Origin of the sequence: Pseudonocardia alni (assembly GCF_002813375.1) — a bacterium.
Taxonomy (GTDB): domain Bacteria; phylum Actinomycetota; class Actinomycetes; order Mycobacteriales; family Pseudonocardiaceae; genus Pseudonocardia; species Pseudonocardia alni.
This window is the reverse complement of the sequence record NZ_PHUJ01000003.1, coordinates 83,961-101,323: the sequence shown is the minus strand read 5'-3', so window position 1 is coordinate 101,323 and position 17,363 is coordinate 83,961. Positions and strand designations below refer to the sequence as shown.

Annotated in this window: 6 protein-coding genes; 5 read left to right on the top strand and 1 reads right to left on the bottom strand. The window is 70.1% G+C overall.

The genetic code is table 11. From position 1 onward, the window contains the following. Positions 1-33 precede the first annotated feature (33 nt). Positions 34-588 carry a hypothetical protein gene (locus ATL51_RS01780; protein WP_157818192.1) on the bottom strand — a complete coding sequence of 185 codons (555 nt, stop codon included), beginning with the start codon at positions 586-588 and terminating at the stop codon, positions 34-36. Positions 589-989: 401 nt separating this feature from the next. Between ATL51_RS01780 and ATL51_RS01775 the strand changes: the two genes are divergently transcribed. The 5 genes from ATL51_RS01775 to ATL51_RS01755 are packed head-to-tail and all read left to right on the top strand — an operon-like array spanning position 990 to position 17,300. Further along, entirely contained in the window at positions 990-3,782 is a 2,793-nt protein-coding gene (locus ATL51_RS01775; protein WP_301548845.1) for a helicase-related protein, read from the top strand. After that, positions 3,779-8,539: a restriction endonuclease subunit M gene (locus ATL51_RS01770; RefSeq protein ID WP_100877436.1), complete on the top strand. Its 4,761-nt coding sequence runs from the start codon at positions 3,779-3,781 to the stop codon at positions 8,537-8,539. The genes ATL51_RS01775 and ATL51_RS01770 overlap by 4 nt, the downstream gene beginning before the upstream one ends. After that, positions 8,536-14,910 carry a DEAD/DEAH box helicase gene (locus ATL51_RS01765; protein ID WP_100877435.1) on the top strand — a complete coding sequence of 2,125 codons (6,375 nt, stop codon included), beginning with the start codon at positions 8,536-8,538 and terminating at the stop codon, positions 14,908-14,910. The genes ATL51_RS01770 and ATL51_RS01765 overlap by 4 nt, the downstream gene beginning before the upstream one ends. Further along, on the top strand, positions 14,911-17,115 hold the full coding sequence (locus tag ATL51_RS01760; protein ID WP_100877434.1) for a UvrD-helicase domain-containing protein: 2,205 nt from the start codon (positions 14,911-14,913) through the stop codon (positions 17,113-17,115). Beyond that, positions 17,112-17,300, top strand: a complete 189-nt coding sequence (locus tag ATL51_RS01755) for a hypothetical protein (RefSeq protein WP_073574115.1) — start codon at positions 17,112-17,114, stop codon at positions 17,298-17,300. The genes ATL51_RS01760 and ATL51_RS01755 overlap by 4 nt, the downstream gene beginning before the upstream one ends. Positions 17,301-17,363 lie beyond the last annotated feature (63 nt).

The following is a 17,363-nucleotide window of genomic DNA, read 5'->3' as shown; positions in this document are numbered from 1 at the left end:
ATCACCGACCCCTCGATCTTCGCAGAACTCGGGTCATTGCTGCTGCCACCGGGTTCGGTGCTCGGCCACGATCTCGTCCAGCCGCCGCTCCAGCAGCTCGGTGAGCTCCTGCTTCGTCCGGTCCTTCGCCAACGCCCGAAAACACGGGCAGGAGAGGACCTCTCCGTTCCCCACCAGGCACACGAAGACCCCCGTCACCCGCAGCCCGTGGACGACCGCGTCCGCCTGCTCGTCCCCGGGCAGCGGGAACCGGCGGGCGAACGCCGCCAGGATCTGCTGTTCGAGCGAGCGCCGACCCAGTCGCTCCGCCGCTCGCGCAGCGACCTTCCCGACGGCGTCGTGGACGGTCTTCTTCGCCGCGTCCACCTCGTTCGCGAGCTCGGCGAGGATCGAGCAGTCGACGCGGCCGACCCGCCACTGCGGGGCGGACCGCCACACGTCGTCGTTCAGCGCCGTGGCGAGCTGCTCAGCGACCGTCCGCCGCCAGCCGACGGTGAGCACGGACCGCGCGATCTCTGCCTTCTGCCGCTCGGTCAGCCGACCGGTCGGAGCGGGCTCCCGAGGTCGCGGAATGCGCGCGACGGCCAAGCGCTCACGCTGCCGCTCGGCCCGACCACTGCGGTACTCGGCCCACAGCCGCGAACACGGCGTCTCGTGCTGATAGCACCGATCCCAGGACTCGACCACCGGTCTAGTGCAGTGCCCCGGGATCGTCCGATTCTTCGCCCCACATAGATGTCTGCTTCCCCCCATTCGTCCAGAATTCGGCCCGGCGCTGGGGAAGTCACTCCGCTCGACGAGTGGAGTTCACCCGATCGTGAGCCCGCGTGAGCATCACGTGACGACCCCACTAAGTTGGACACGCCCGATCTTGGGGGGCTCGGTGGTGTATCCCGCCAGAAGTCTCGCCGCACGAAGGGGGAGCCGCCATCACAGCGACCAGTGAGTCCCAGGTCCGGCAGGCGCTCGCGCCCGGTTCCGTGGTGGTCGTGCGGGACGAGGACTGGTTCGTCCAGTCCACCGAGCAGACCGCGGACGGGCTCCTGGTCCACGTGCGCGGGCTCACCGAGCTGGTGCGGGACACCACCGCCAGCTTCTACGCGAGCCTCGACACGATCGAGCCCCTCGACCCCGCCCACGCGCGGGTCGTGGCGGACGCGAGCCCGCACTACCGCACCGCGCGGCTCTGGGTGGAGTCCACCTTCCGCAAGACCCCCATCCCGCTCGGCGACCGCTCCCTGACCGTCGCGACGCAGGGCCTCGCGGATGCGCTGAGCTACCAGCAGGCCGCGGTGCGCCGCGCCCTCGACCCGGAGAACCTCCGCCCGCGCATCCTGCTGACGGACGCCGTCGGGCTCGGGAAGACCCTCGAGATCGGGATGATCCTCTCCGAGCTGGTCCGACGCGGGCGGGGCGAGCGGATCCTGATCGTCACCCCGCGGCACGTGCTGGAGCAGATGCAGCACGAGATGTGGACGCGGTTCGCGCTGCCCTTCGTCCGCCTCGATTCCGCGGGCATCCAGCGGGTGCGCCAGAAGCTGCCCGCCACGCGCAACCCGTTCACCTACTTCAAGCGCGTGATCATCTCCATCGACACGCTCAAGTCGGACCGCTACCTCGCGAGCCTCAAGAAGCAGCGCTGGGACGCCGTCGTGATCGACGAGTCCCACAACCTCGCCAACAACGCCACGCAGAACAACCGGCTCGCCCGCATCCTGGCCCGCAACGCCGAGGCACTGATCCTCGCCTCCGCCACCCCGCACAACGGCAAGGCCGAGTCGTTCGCCGAGCTCATCCGCCTGCTGGACCCGTCCGCGGTGCCGCCGTCCGGCGAGCTGAACGCCAAGGAGATCGAGCACCTCGTCATCCGACGCCACCGGCACAGCCCCGAGGTGGAGTCGGTCGTCGGGGCGGACTGGGCCGAGCGGCAGCCCCCGCACAACGTCCTGGTGCCGGCGAACCCCGCCGAGAACGCGATCGCCCGCGAGCTCGAGGACGTGTGGCTGTGGCCCGAGAAAGGCGCGAGCCCCTACTCCGGCAAGAACTCCGCGCTGTTCCCCTGGACCCTGGCGAAGGCGTTCCTCTCCTCCCCCGCGGCGCTGCAGGAGTCGATCAAGGAGCGCACGAACCGTCTTGGCCCGGATGCGGACGTCGAACGCGCGGCACTGCAGCGCCTCATGGATCTCACCGAGGACGCCCTCGCGCAGCCGTCGGCGAAGTACACGGCACTCGTCGAGCAACTGAAGGGCACCGGCGTCGGCAAGAATTCCCCGAAGCGGGCCGTGGTGTTCGCCGAGCGCGTCAAGACCCTGCGTTGGCTCGCCGAAAAGCTCCCCAAGGACCTCGGCCTCGACCCGATCGCTGTCGAGATCATGCACGGCGGCCTGGCGGACGACGAGCAGCAGCGCGTGGTCCGGGAGTTCAAGCAGGAGAGCGCGAAGGTCCGGATCCTGGTGACCGGCGACGTCGCGTCGGAGGGCGTGAACCTGCATGCCCAGTGCCACGAGCTGGTTCACTACGACATCCCGTGGAGCCTGATCCGCATCGAGCAGCGCAACGGCCGCATCGACCGCTACGGCCAGAAACACCCGCCGCGGATCACCGCCCTGCTCCTCGATCCGGCGAGCGAGCGCTTCGCGGGGGACGTCCGCATCCTGCGCAGCCTCATGGAGAAGGAGAGTGAGGCGCACACCGCCCTCGGCGACGCCGCCTCCCTCATGGGCTCCTACGACGTGAAGGCCGAGGAGGAGCAGATCCGCAGCGTGCTGGCGCAGGAGAAGTCTCTCGACGACGTCGTCCGCACCCCCGCGCAGGTCCAGGCCGGCACCGACCTCTCCAGCCTGTTCGCCCAGCTCAGCAACGCCGACCCCGCGCCCGAGCCGACCCCGGCCGCGCCGCCCACCGCGGGCACCGGCCTCTTCGAGGACGACTTCACCTACCTCGACACCGCCCTCGCCGCCGCGTTCACCGATCCCACGAACCCCGTCTCGAACGACGGCGTGGAGTGGCGGCCGAATACCGGCTTCGGCACGGCGTCCCTCGTCCCGCCGGACGACCTCGCCCAACGTCTGGAGGTCCTCCCCCAGACCTACCTCACCGACCGCAAGGTCACCTCGCAGCTCATGTTGGCGACGACGACCTCCCGCGGGAAGGACCGGCTGGCCGCCGCTCTCAAGGACGAGACCGGCTCGAACTGGCCGGACGCCCACTACCTCAGCCCGCTGCACCCCGTCCTCGGCTGGGCCGCGGACCGGGCGCTGTCGTCGTTGGGGCGCAACGAGATCTTCGCCGTCCGCGGGGAGGTCGACGACCCGACGGTGCTGCTGCTCGGCACGCTCACCAACCGCGGAGGCGAGATCGTGGCCGCGACCTGGTTGAGCGTGGCGTTCCCGATGCCGGACCTCGCGCTGCTCACCCCGCACGAGTCCGCGGCGGCGATGCTCGCGGCGGTCGGCTGGGACCGCAGGCGCGACAACCCCGGTGGGGTTCCAGACGTCGGGGACCTGCAGCGGCTCGTGCCTCCCGCCGTCGAGAAGGCGCAGGCGCAGATGGGGTCGCTGGTGGCCGCCAATGAAGCGGACGTCGCCCGCCGGGTGGACTCGTGGTCCCAGCGCCTCGACCGCTGGGACGCCGAGGCGGAGAAGGCCACCCAGAACGCGGGCATGAAGCAGCGCCGGGTCACGGTGGCGCAGGAGAAGGAACTGGTGGAGGCGATGCGACCGGACCGGCAGCTGGTGCGGCCGCTGCTGGTCGTGGTCCCCGAGAACGGAGCGCAGCAGTGAGCGGGTCGGACGCGATCCTCGTCGGCGAGAGCTGGATCTCCGAGCACTACTTCAGCTCCGAGGCCGCCTCCCAGTCGTTCCACGCCGAGGTCCTGGCGCGGCGCAAGACGTGGGACGCCGAGGAGAAGGCCGACCGCCCCACCCCGCGCACCCGGTTCACGAAGGTCCGGCAGAAGCTGGAGGTCGACCTCGCCGCGCTGGCCGAGCTCGCCGACCGCGAGTCCGCCGTGATGCAGGACGACGAGACCGTCGCCAAGGCCACCCGCGAGGTCTACACGGAGATCGTGCAGGTCCTGGAGCTACGCCAGCACGGCCTGCAGGTCGTCGAGACCGGGCCGCTGTGGCGGATCTCCGCGGCGGGCATCACCGAGCGGGCGCCGCTGGCCGTGGTGCTCGCCCGCCCCGCCGTCACGCACGAGGACGCCCTGGCGAAGGACCAGCCCACGCTGCTGGAGCCGCTCGCGCTGGAGGAGGACGGGCCGGAGTTCACGTCCGCCGCGCGGCTGGTGTCGGCGCTGTTCGTCGACGAGTCCGCCGCCCCGGACCTCGCCCTGATCCTGGCCGGGCGGTGGATCATCCTCGCCGAGCAGGAGCGCTGGGCCGAGGGCCGCTACCTCGCCGTGGACCTGCAGCTCATCTGCGAGCGCAACGAGACCAAGCGCGGCGGGGAGATCGACCGCGCGCTGACCTGCCTGTCCGCCGAGTCCGTCGCGCCGGACGCCGCCGGGAAGCTCTGGTGGCTGGAGACCCTCGAGAAGTCGGTCAAGCACACCGTCGGGGTGTCCAAGGACCTCCGCGAGGGCGTGCGGCTCTCCATCGAGATCATCGCGAACGAGGTGGTGGCCCGGCGCAAGGCGCAGGGTCTCGACCCGCTGCCGGGTGCGGAGGCCAACGAGCTGGCCAAGCAGTCCCTGCGGTTCCTCTACCGCGTGCTGTTCCTGCTCTACGCCGAGGCCTCCCCCGAGCTGGGCGTGCTGCCCGCGGGCGCCGCAGAGTACGACGCCGGCTATAGCCTCGACCGCCTCCGCGAGCTGGTGCAGGTCGAGCTCGCCACCCCACGGGCGCAGGCGGGCACGCACCTCTACGAGTCGCTGGCGGTGCTGTTCGGGCTGGTCGACACCGGGCACGCGCCCGCGGTGGTCACGTCCGAGGCCGACGACGAGGACGGGGCCGGCCCCTCCGACGGGCTTTACTTCAACGCCCTGCGCGCGGACCTCTTCCTGCCCAAGGCCACGCGGTTCATCGACGCCGTCGGGCTGGGGAACGCGGCGCTGCAGAAGGTGCTCGCGCATCTCCTGTTGAGCAAGGAGCGCAGCGGAAAGGACCGCGGCTTCATCTCCTACGCCGAGCTCGGCATCAACCAGCTCGGCGCGGTGTACGAGGGCCTGATGTCCTACACCGGCTTCTTCGCCGAGACCGATCTCTACGAGGTCGCGAAGGGCGGGGACAGCAGCAAGGGCTCGTGGGTCGTACCGGTGAGCCGGTCCGAGGGCATCGCCGCCGCGGACTTCGTGAAGGCCGAGGATCCGCGGACGGGCGAGAAGAAGCCGGTCCTGCACCAGGCCGGGTCGTTCGTGTTCCGGCTCGCGGGCCGGGAGCGCCAGCAGTCCGCCTCCTACTACACCCCCGAGGTGCTGACCCGGTTCACCGTCGGGCAGGCCCTCGAAGAGCTGCTCGACCAGGACGGTTCGCGCACCAGCGCCGAGGAGATCCTCGGCCTCACGGTGTGCGAGCCCGCGCTGGGCTCGGGCGCATTCGCCATCGAAGCGGTGCGGCAGCTCGCGGAGCAGTACCTCAAGCGCCGGCAGGAGGAACTCGGCGAGCGCATCGACCCGGACGAATACCCACGCCGGTTGCAGGAGGTCAAGGCATACCTGGCCCTGCACAACGTCTACGGCGTGGACCTCAACGCCACCGCGGTCGAGCTCGCCGAGATCTCGTTGTGGCTGGACACCATGGTCTCCGGACTCTCCGCCCCGTGGTTCGGCCTGCACCTCAAGCGCGGCAACTCGCTCATCGGCGCCCGCCGCGCGGTGTACCGGCGCAGCCAGGTCGCCGACAAGAGCTGGCTCTCCGCGGTGCCTGTCGACCTCCCGATCACCTCGCTGCCCACGGACATCGAGGCGGGCCGGATCGCCTCCGACCTCGGCGACGGCATCCACCACTTCCTCCTCCCTGCCGACGGCTGGGGCGCGGCCGCCGATGCGAAGGAGGCCGCGAGCCTGGTCCCGGACGCGGTGAAGAAGCTCAAGACCTGGCGCGGCTCCACGAAGACCAAGCCGTCCAAGGCGCAGGTCGCGGCCCTGGCGGAGCTGGCGAACCGTGTGGAGGCGTTGTGGCAGATCAGCTACCGACGCCTGCACATCGCCGAGCAGCAGATCCGCCGGTCCATTCCGGTCTGGGGCGCAGGCTCGCTCCCCGCGGGCGGTGAGGTGACGCGCGAGGAGATCGAGCAGTCGCTGGAGGACGAGTCCGGCGCCTACCGGCGGTTGCGGCGGGTCATGGACGCCTGGACCGCACTGTGGTTCTGGCCCCTCACCGACGCCGCCGTGACGGTCGACGGGGTTCGAGCCGAACCGCCCACTGTGGACCAGTGGGTCGCGGGGCTGCAGGCTCTGCTCGGCCGCAATCCGGAGTTCGGCAAGGAGCACACAAAGAAGGCTGTGAAGACGGCCGGCCAGATCTCGTTGGGTGAGGCGACGAGCTGGGAGGAGCTGGGCGAGACTGAAGAGCTGGCCCTGGACTTCGCCGGCGCCCGCCCGATCAAGGCGCTGCTGATTGAGCATCCGTGGTTGGTGGTGTGCGAGCGAGTCTCGCAGCAGCAAGGCTTCTTCCACTGGAACCTCGACTTCGCCACGGTATTTGCCACGCGTGGCGGCTTCGATTTGCAGGCAGGAAACCCACCATGGGTTCGACCAGACGTCGACGTTGACGCCTTGATGGCCGAGGCTGACCCATGGTGGAAGCTGTCCACGAGGCCCAGCCAATCCACAATTGCGGCAAAACGCGAGGAAACACTGGCGCTTGGTGGAGTAGCTGACGTCGTTATCAACGGAACCACCGAAACGGCCGCCATGGCCGAGTTCGTCGGCTCGTTAGCCCAGTTTCCACACCTGGCTGGCCTACGTCCTGACCTCTATAGATGCTTCATGGAGAAGATGTGGCAGCACAACTCGTCGTGTGGCACAATTGGCATGATCCATCTTGAGTCACACTTTACGGACGAAAAGGCAGGGCACTATCGGTCGGAGATCTATCTCCGCCTTCGTCGCCATTGGCATTTTCAGAACAAGCTAAATCTGTTCGAGATCAAAGACGAGAAGATGTTCGGCGTCACCATCCACGGGCAACGAAACGCCGCGCCTGCATTCTTGCAGGCGTGCTGGCTGTATCACCCGGATACCGCCACCCGATCGCTCATCCACGATGGCTGCGGCGCAGAGCCGGGCATGAAGAATGAGGCCGGAAAGTGGGATCTTCGGCCACACAAGGGACGAATAACCCAGGTGACCGAGAGGATGCTAGAGACATGGCACGAGGCACTGGAAAGTCCTGATACGCCCGTTCGACACACACGAATGCTGTACACAGTGAACCGCACAACCGCAGACGTGCTCGACAAGATCTCCCAGCGCACACGAATCAAGGACCTAGGGCTGCAGTTCTCGCTTGGCTGGGACGAGACAGCCGCACGCAAGAAGGGCCTCCTGGAAGCCGAATGGGGAGCACCCCACTCGTGGCGCACGGCAATTCTTCAGGGACCCCATCTTTACGTTTCAAATCCGATGTACAAGCGACCGAACGCAAGCATGCTCCACAATCAAGACTGGCAAGAGACGGATCTTGAGTCGATCCCGACAGAATTCTTGCCAGAGACGATCTACAAAATCGCACGGAACCTTAGCGAGCTACTTCCTGCATACCCAAACTGGGAGATCGGAGGTTCCCGAAATCCTACAGCCTCATTCTATCGGGTCGCCTGGCGAAGCATGGCGGCACCAACCGGCGAGCGAACGCTAGCGCCAGCACTGATCCCCCCGGGGGCCATGCACCTGACGCAGAGCGTGTACTCCGCTGGATTTCCAGGCGGACCGCGAATAGCTCTAGTCGAGGCGACTGGCTGGCTCAGCAGCCTGGTAGCCGATCTATTTGTACGCGCCGCACCGAAATCTAGTCTACCCAAGAGCATCATCAATCGGATTCCTTACGCTCGCAACGTCTACCTGACGGCCGAGCTATGCATTCGCGCGCTCCGTCTAAACTGCGTGACGTCCGCCTACGCCGACATCTGGGAAGAGTCTGTTTCACAACTTCCACGAGTAAGTAAGTGGAGCGGCGGCATTGAATACCCGAGTCGCCCGCGACTGTCCGACTTCGAGGAGTCCTGGACGCCCGACTCACCGCTGCGGATCGCCTCAGATCGTCGCCAAGCGCTTGTCGAGATCGATGCCCTTGTTGCGCTGATGCTCGGCCTCACCGCCGACGAGCTGTGCACCATCTATCGCACCCAGTTCGCGGTGCTCTACGGCTACGACCGCAACACGTACTTCTACGACGCGAACGGCCGTTTGGTCCCGAACTCCGTGCTCACTGTCTGGCGCAAGAAGGGCGAGCGGATCTCCGAGGAGGAGCGCACCGCTACGAACCAGGCGGGCAACACCTACGTCTACGAACTCCCCTTCCAGACTCTCGACCGTGAGCACGACATGCGGGTCGCGTATGCGGAGTTCGAGCGGCGGCTTGCGGAGCGTTCATGAGTGAGCTCCTTCCAACGATCCAGGCCGGGAGCATCCGGCACAGCCTGGTCGACTACCTGACCACGACGTTCGGACTCACCGATCCCGGCGCGCGCGACGCCCTCGATCGCTTCCTCGGCGATCCCGAGTCCGGGATGTTCAAGGGGCCGTACGTGCGACTGCGGCTGCCCTTCCGGCCCGCCGACAAGGGCTGGCGGCAGAGCCTGGAGTGGTACGAGGGGCACACGCCGTACGGGCATCAGGCGGCGGCGTTCGCGCGGCTCTCCTCGCTCGTCAACGACAGACCACTGCCCACGCTCGTCACCACCGGAACCGGGTCCGGCAAGACGGAGGCGTTCCTCTACCCACTCCTCGACCACGTGCTGCGGGCGAAGCGCGAGGGCGTGACCGGGACGAAGGCGCTGATCCTCTACCCGATGAACGCCCTGGCCAACGACCAGGCCGCCCGCCTCACCAGCTTCATCACCCAGAACTCGGCGCTGCGCTCGGTCACCGCCGCGCTCTACACCGGGCAGAAGGACGCGCCCCGCACGATGGTCACCGAGGACGGACTGATCACCGACCGCGGGATCATCCAGGACGAGCCGCCGGACATCCTGCTCACCAACTACAAGATGCTCGACCAGCTCCTGCTGCGGCACGCGGACCGCAACATCTGGCGCGCGTCCGCGACGAGCCTGCGCTACCTCGTCCTCGACGAGTTCCACACCTACGACGGCGCGCAAGGCACGGATGTCGCGATGCTGCTGCGGCGGCTCGGGATGACGCTCAAGAGCTACTGGAGCGACACCGACCCCCGACTATCCGATGCGGACCGGGCGCGGCCGCTCGGCCGGATCACGCCCGTCGCCACCTCCGCGACATTGGGAGACAAGGGCGATCCCGACGTCATGCTCGGGTTCGCCGAGACCGTGTTCGGGGAGCCGTTCGGGCCGGACGCGGTGGTCACGGAGTCGCGGCTCACCCAGGACGAGTGGGCCGAAGACTCGACCGCGGTGGTCGGCGCGATGGGCTACCCCCCCACCCCGATCTCCGAGCTGCGTGTCGCCGAGATCAACACCGCGCTCGACCTGCTCGGCGAGGATCCCGACGGCGCCGAGCTCGCGCGGGATGTGTTCGCGCTGCTCTACGGCAAGCAGCCCGGCGACTTCGCCACCGCGGACGCGGACCTGCTGCTGCGGCTGAGTCAGGCCCATCCCCTCGTCGCGGCCATGGCGCGCGAGTCCGGGGACGCACTCAGTCTGAGCGCACTCGTCGAGCGGGTCGTGGGGCCGACCGCGACGCCGAGCCTCGCCGCGACCGGGCGCGACCCGGCGTGGGAGAGCCTGCTGTCCCGCGTCGTCGCCGCGCTCGGGCACGTCCGGGCCGCGATGGGGCGAGACGCGCTGTCCGTCGAGGCGCACCTGTGGGTGCGCGAGCTGACCCGCATCGACCGCGCGGCGGACCCGACCGCCGTGTTCCGGTGGGGAGACGACGGCCCGCCGACTGGGGTGCACGACGCCGAGGACGTCCGGCCGTCGTTCCCCGCGCTGTACTGCCGGCGGTGCGGGCGGTCCGGCTGGGGCATCGGGCTGGCGCCGGTCGGCGGCAGCCTCGCCGTGAACGACGACTCCATCCGCCGCGACCACGCCAGCCGCGAAGGCCGCTTCCGGCCGCTCATGTCCGCGGCCACGGAAGCCGACGCCGTGTTCGGAGGTGAGGCGCCCGCGTCGGGACTGGCCTGGTTCTCGGTCCGCACCCGTGAGCTGCTCACCGCCACCCCGGCCGAGGACGATCCCGACCTGCGCGACGGCTGGGTGCTGCCCGTGCTCACCCACGCCGGGCAGGAGGCGGACGAGGACTCCCGCAAGGACACCTGCCCCGCCTGCGGGCAGGAAGACGGGATCCGGTTCCTGGGCAGCGCGATCGCGACGCTGCTGTCCGTGTCCCTGTCCACCCTGTTCGGGTCCGCGCGGGTGGCCCCCGGGGAGAAGAAGGCGCTGGTCTTCACCGACTCCGTGCAGGACGCCGCGCACCGCGCCGGGTTCGTGCAGGCCCGCTCGCACACCCTGACCCTGCGCGCGGTGCTGCGCGAGGCCGTCGCGGACGGGCCGCTCACGCTGGACGGTCTGGTCGACGAGGTCATGCGCAGCGCAGGAGACAAGGCCTCGGCCCGCTACCGCCTCCTCGCGCCGGACTGCGCGGATCGCGAATCGTTCACCCCGTTCTGGACGGCCGAGAAGTACCGTCAGATCCCGATCGCCGTGCGGTCGCGGGTGCAGAAGCGGCTCGCGCTGGACGCGATGCTGGAGTTCGGGCTCAACTCACGCACCGGCCGCACCCTGGAGCTCACCGGCTCCGCGGCCGTCGGCGTCGAGGCCGGGCAGCCGCCCAAGATGATCGCTGCGGCGCGGAAGGTGCTGTCCGGCGTCGCCGTCCAGACCCGATCGGACACCGCGGACGGCGAACAGCCGGACGACGAGCTGCTGCAGTGGGTGCGCGGGCTGCTGGACCGGATGCGGTCGCTCGGCGCCATCGAGCACCCGTGGTTCGAGCGCTACCGCCAGGAGGACGGCAACCGCTGGTTCGTCACCGGCGGCCGGCCTCCCCGTTCCGAAGGCATGCCCACCTTCCCCAAGGGCCGCCCGGCACCCGGCTACCCCCGAATCGGCGGGAGCGGGGACCCCGCGGGCGAGGGCCTGGAGCCGGTCACCCCGCCCAAGTCCTGGTACGCGCAGTGGACCTCCCGGGTGCTCGACGTCAGCCCCACCGACGGCGGCCGGCTGGCCCGGCTGCTGCTCGAACAGCTGACCCGCGACGGCGTGCTCACCTCGATCACCAGCACCTCCGGGGCCGCGGTGTTCGCCATCCCGGCGGGCGGCGTCGTCGTCAGCCCGACGTCCGCGGCGGACCTCGCCGCAGGCCGGAACCTGCTGGTCTGCGGCACCTGCCGGGCCCCGGTCACCGGCTCGACGACCACCGTCACGCAGCTCACCGGCGCCCCGTGCATGCTCGTGAGCTGCACCGGACGGCTGCAGGCGAGCCCACTCGCGGAGAACTTCTACCAGCGGCTCTACGCCTCCCCGGACATGCGGCGGGTCGTCGCGCGGGAGCACACGAGCCTGCTGGAGGACGAGGTCCGGCTTGCCTACGAGAACGGGTTCAAGGGCGCGCAGGACAGCCCGGCCGCGCCGAACGTCCTCGTCGCCACGCCGACGTTGGAGATGGGCATCGACATCGGCGACCTCTCCGCCGTCGTCCTGGCCTCGCTCCCCCGCACCGTCGCCTCCTACCTGCAGCGCGTCGGCCGCGCGGGCCGGCTCACCGGCAACGCGCTCAACCTCGCGTTCATCACCGGGCGCGGTGAGCAGCTGCCCAAGCTCGGCGACCCGCTCTCGGTGATCAACGGCGAGGTCCGGCCGCCCGCGACCTACCTGCGCGCCGAGGAGATCCTGCGCCGCCAGTACACCGCGCACCTCGCGGACGAGTTCGCCCGCGACGAGACCCGACCCCACCCGCGTCGCGCCCGCAGCGCCATCGGCTCCAGCCAGCCCGGCACGTTCCTCGGCGACCTGATCAGCCACGCCGAGACCCACGCGTCGGCCCATCTCGACCGCTTCCTCGGCGTGTTCAGCGCGCTGTCCGACGATGTCGTCGGTGGCCTCCGGGCGTGGCTGGCCGTGCCCGGCGGGCCCGGGACCAGCGCGTTCGCCGCCCAGGTGCACGCCGCGAGCGGCCGCTGGCAGAGCACCGTCGAGGAGCTGAAGCACCGGCAGCAGGCGATCGACGACGCCCTGCCCACCCTCATCGCACAGGCCCAGTCCACCGCCGCCACCGAGGACGACCGCCGTGCCCAACGCTCCGCCGAGACCGCGCGGAAGCTGACCTCCGGGCAGCTCGCGCACCTGCAGGGCGAGTACTGGATCGGGGTGCTCGAGGAGTACGGCCTGCTGCCCAACTACACCTTGCTGGACGACAACGTCACCCTCGACGTCGGGCTGAGCTGGATGAACCCGGACTCGAAGGAGTTCCAGACCGACCACGCCCGGATCCAGCGCGGCTCCGCGCAGGCCATCCGGGAGTTCGCGCCCGGCGCCCGCTTCTACGCGCGAGGGCTGGAGATCACCATCGACGCCGTCGACCTCGGGGTGGACGGGGTGGCGATCCGGCCGTGGGTGTTCTGCCCGGCCTGCGGCTACGCCGTGGACGTCGACGCGGAGGGCAAGACCAAGTCTGTGCCGACGTGCCCGCGGTGCGGGAGCAGCGGGGTCGGCGACATGGGGCAGCGGCTCGGGGTCGTCGAGCTGGCGCACGTCACCGCGGAGATCCGCCGCGACGAGGCGACGATCACCGACCGGCGCGATCAGCGGGACAACCGCTACTTCCAGGTCGTCACGGCGGCGGACGTGGACCCGGCGGACTTCGGAGACCGATGGTTCGCCGAGGACGTGGGGCTCGGCTGCACGTATCTGAAAGCGCTGACGATCCGCTGGGTCAACCTCGGCACCGCCGGGCACGGCGCCACTCGGACGATCGCCGGAGAGGACATCTCCGGCGCGCTGTTCCGGGTGTGCGAGGGCTGCGGGAAGCTGGACACGGACGCGGGCCAGAACAAGGCCCACGAGCACCGGCCGTGGTGTCGGCACCGAACCTCGACGGACGAGCACACCACCACCGTCGCGCTCTCCCGGACGCTACGGACGCAGGGCCTGCTGCTGCGGCTACCCAGCGCGGTGACCATCGGGGACGACTTCGCCGCGCCCAGCCTGGCCGCCGCGCTGCTGCTCGGGCTGCGGGAGCAGCTGGGCGGGCATCCCGACCACATCCGGGTGGAGCATGTCGTCGACCCGACGCTCAGCGACGGCTCGGACAACCACGAGGCGATCCTGCTGCACGACGCAGTCCCCGGTGGGACCGGCTACCTGGCGGAGCTCGTCCAGTCTGACGTGCTGCGATCGCTGCTGGCGACGGCGTGGGAGCGGGTGCGGGACTGCGGGTGCCGCACCGAGCCTCGTCTGGCCTGCCACCGCTGCCTGCTCCCGTTCGTCGCGCCCGGCCAGGTCCGACGGGCATCCCGGGCGTCGGCGGAACGGCACCTGCGCACGCTGCTCGGGTTCCGGCCTGACGATTCCAGCCTCGAAGACGTGCCGGCTTGGACGATCACGGAGGTCCCGCCGGCCGAGGACCCCGAGTCCCACCTCGAACAGCGCTTCCGGAAGGTGTTCGTGGAGCGGCTCAAGAAGATCGGCGCAGCGACCCAAGAAGTCCCCGGCCCGTTCGGCAACTCCGTGCGGTTCACGATCCCGGGGCAGCCGCGGCAGTGGACGCTGACGCCGCAGGTGAACGTCGAAAACTCGCGCCCGGACTTCGTGCTGGAGACCAACGACGCCTCGGTGCCCGCGGTCGCGATCTTCACCGACGGGCTCACGTTCCACGCGACGGTGACGCACAACCGGCTCGCCGACGACGCCGCCAAGCGGCAGATCCTGCGGGACACCGGGCGGGTGGTGGTCTCGGTGTCGGCGCGGGACGTGGTCGCGGCGGAAGAGTGCTCTGTGACCGCACCGGCCTGGTACTCGGACGCCCCCGTCGGACAGCTCATGGCGAACGTGCAGTTCATGGCCTCGCCCGCCGCCTACCAGGCGCTGCGCTCGGGCCCGGTCGACTGGCTGCTCGGCTGGGTGTCCTCCCCCGAGCCGGTGCACGTTCGGTCGGTGGCGCGGGCGGTGCCGATGTTTCTGCTGGCCCAGACCACGGTCGTCCTGCTCCCGGCGGAGGCCGAGCTCTCCGAGGCAGCCCGGAGGGTGCTGTTGGGCACGGACGCGGCGTCCTCAGGTCCACGCAAGGCGATGGTCTGGCGTTCCGGGTCCTGTGCGGTCGCCATCGAGCTGGACGGCCCGCTCGTCGGCACCGCACTCGTCCTCGACGACCGCCCCGAGGTGCTGGACTCCGCGCACGGCGACTCGTGGCGGGAGTGGCTGCAGCTCTCGAACGCGCTCGCCCTGCGCGACTGGCCGACGGCCGTCTCGACGACGACGCTCGGAGCCACGCCCGTTGCCGTCCCGGTGACTGCGCCCGCGATTTCAGCGGTGGCCGATCCTCCGGAGCTTCCCGAAGACTGGGCGCAGGTGGTCGATCAGGCGCGCCCAGGGTCCGAGCGTGAGCTCGTGCTCGCCCTCGCCGCGGCGGGCGCCCCGCTGGCGCCCGCGATCGGCGGGGAGAGCCCTGAGGGGATCATGATCGACGTCGCCTGGCCGAGCCTGAACCTCGTCGTCGAGACCCAGGACATGCCCGCCGAGGACCGCACGGACCTGGCGGCAGCCGGTTGGGTCGTCGTCCCGCCCGATCCGGCGGAGATCATCGCGCAGCTCAGCAAGGCCGGGGAGGCGTAAGTGCCCACGCTCATCATGACTAAATGGCCGAAGAAGCTCGACGGCTCGGTGCGATCGAAGGCGATGGCCTTCCTGCAGAAGCTGTCGGCGGACGACACCGTCCCGGGGCTGCACGTCGAGCCGATCCAGGGGTCCGCGGACCCGCGGGTGCGCACCGGCCGGGTCGACGATTTCTGGCGCGCGGTCATGTTCCGCCTCGACGGCGACGGGGAGCGGCACTACGTCATTCACGGCGTCTGGCCACACGACGAGGCGAACAAGGTCGCCGAACGCGTCCGGCTGAAGGTCAACCCGATCAACGGGCTACCGCAGATCGAGGAGACGCCCGCAGGGACGGACACACCCGCCGTGCCCGAACCGACGGTGCCGGAGCCGGGCGCCACTGTTGTCGCCGAACCGGAGGCCGTCGTGCAGGCGGGCGAACCGGTCGTCGATAAGCCGCTGCTGGCCCGGCGCGGGCGGACGCGGACCGCGCTCGTTGACCGGCTCGGCCTGCCCGAGGAGATCGCCGACGCGGCCCTCGCCGCGCCGGATGAGGACGCCGTCCTCGCCCTCGCACAGCGGCACGAGGGCTGGATTGGGCTCCTACTCGTTGACCTGACCAGCACGGACTCGATCGACGAGATCCACGACAAGCTCCAGTTGGACGACCCGGCGCCGACGACCGGCACCGAGGACGACCAGCTCCTCGTCTCACTCCGCAAGCCGGCCGCCGCCGCGCAGTTCGCCTTCATCGACGACCAGGACGAGCTGCGTCGGGTCATCGAGGACGGGGACTTCGGCGCGTGGCGGGTGTTCCTGCATCCCGAGCAGCGCACCTACGTCACGAAGGACTACAACGGGCCGTTCCGGCTGTCCGGCGGCGCGGGGACCGGCAAGACGGTCGTGCTCGTCCACCGCGCGCGGCGGCTGGCTCGGCAGAACCCGCAGGCCCGCATCGTTCTGACGACGTTCACCACGAACCTTGCCGACGCTCTCCGCGAAAGCCTGGCGCAGCTCGACCCGCGGGTGCCACAGGCCGCGAAGCTCGGCGATCCCGGTGTGTTCGTCGCGGGCGTCGATGCTCTCGCCGCCGCGGTGATCCGCGGCGTCGACGTGGCGAAGGCCGTGCAGTCGGTGCTGGGTGAGGAGCGGTCGAGCCCGAACGGCCGCGTCCCCGGCACCCGCTGGCGGGCCGTCCTCGACACGGCGGGCACCGACCTGCCGCCCGAGATCGCCAACGAGACGTTCCTGGCCACCGAGTACGCGCTGATCGTCCTGCCGCACGCCGTGCGCACCGAGGCCGAGTACCTCCGCGTCCGGCGCCCCGGCCGCGGCGTCGCACTCGACCGGGGCAAGCGCGCCGCCGTGTGGGCGTTGATCTCCGCCTACCGAGCCCAGAACCGCATCGACGGGACGTTGGACTTCGGCGAGGCCGCCGCCGTCGCCGCCGCGCGGTTGCGAGAGACCGGCCCGCTCGCCGACCACGTCCTGGTCGACGAGGGCCAGGACCTCTCCCCCGCCCACTGGCAGCTGCTCCGCGCCCTCGCGGCCGACGGCACGGACGATCTGTTCATCGCGGAGGACTCCCACCAGCGCATCTACGGCCCGCGGACTGTGCTGAGCCACTACGGCATCAAGATCGTCGGCCGCTCCCGGCGGCTCACACTCAACTACCGCACGACCGCCCAGAACCTGCACTACGCGCTCTCGATCCTCGACGGCGGTTCCTATGTGGACCTAGAGGAGGAACCTGAGGCGACGGGCTACCGGTCGGCCCGCTCCGGCCCGAACCCGCGGATCGAGCCGGTCACCTCACTGACCGGCGAGCTCGACACGATCGCCGCCCGGTTGACAGGCTGGCTCGAGGCCGGCGAGGCCCCCGAGACCATCGCGGTCCTGGTCCAGGACCGCTTCCAGCGCGAACGCGTGGTCACCGGCCTCGCCGAACGCGGCGTCCCGGTCCGCGCCGTGGACCGCGAGCAGCCGACCGCGGGAAAGCCGCTGGTCATGACCATGCACCGGGCCAAGGGCATGGAGTTCATCAAGGTCGTCCTCGCGGACGTCGGGCAACGCACTGCCGCTGAAACCGCCCGCCTTGCCGTCCTCGACGAGTCCGGCCGCCACGATGCCGAACTCCGCACCCGCTCCCTGATCTACGTCGCCGCCACCCGAGCCCGCGACGAACTGTCGGTGATCCAACGGTCGTCGAGTGGCCGGACGTGAGCCCGCAGCCGCTGAGGAGCGATGTCCGTCGATCATGGCGGGCCGACGACACGGACCTGGCGCGACTCCTCTGGCAGCAGATCGACAGGTTGCAGCCGCTGCGCGGCAGGAAGTGCAGCGCCCATCGCCCGGAGAACGCCGCCTACTTCGTCCGGCACCGGGAGAACGTGTTCGTCTCCGCCTGAGCCGGTCTACGGAGCTTCGAAGAGTCCGGCGGCGTCGATGGGAGGCGCCCTGGACCAACTCGG

Excerpts from the sequence above, each read along its gene's own strand:
- ATL51_RS01765 (WP_100877435.1), top strand. The coding sequence starts at position 8,536 with ATGAGTGAGCTCCTTCCAACGATCCAGGCCGGGAGCATCCGGCACAGC.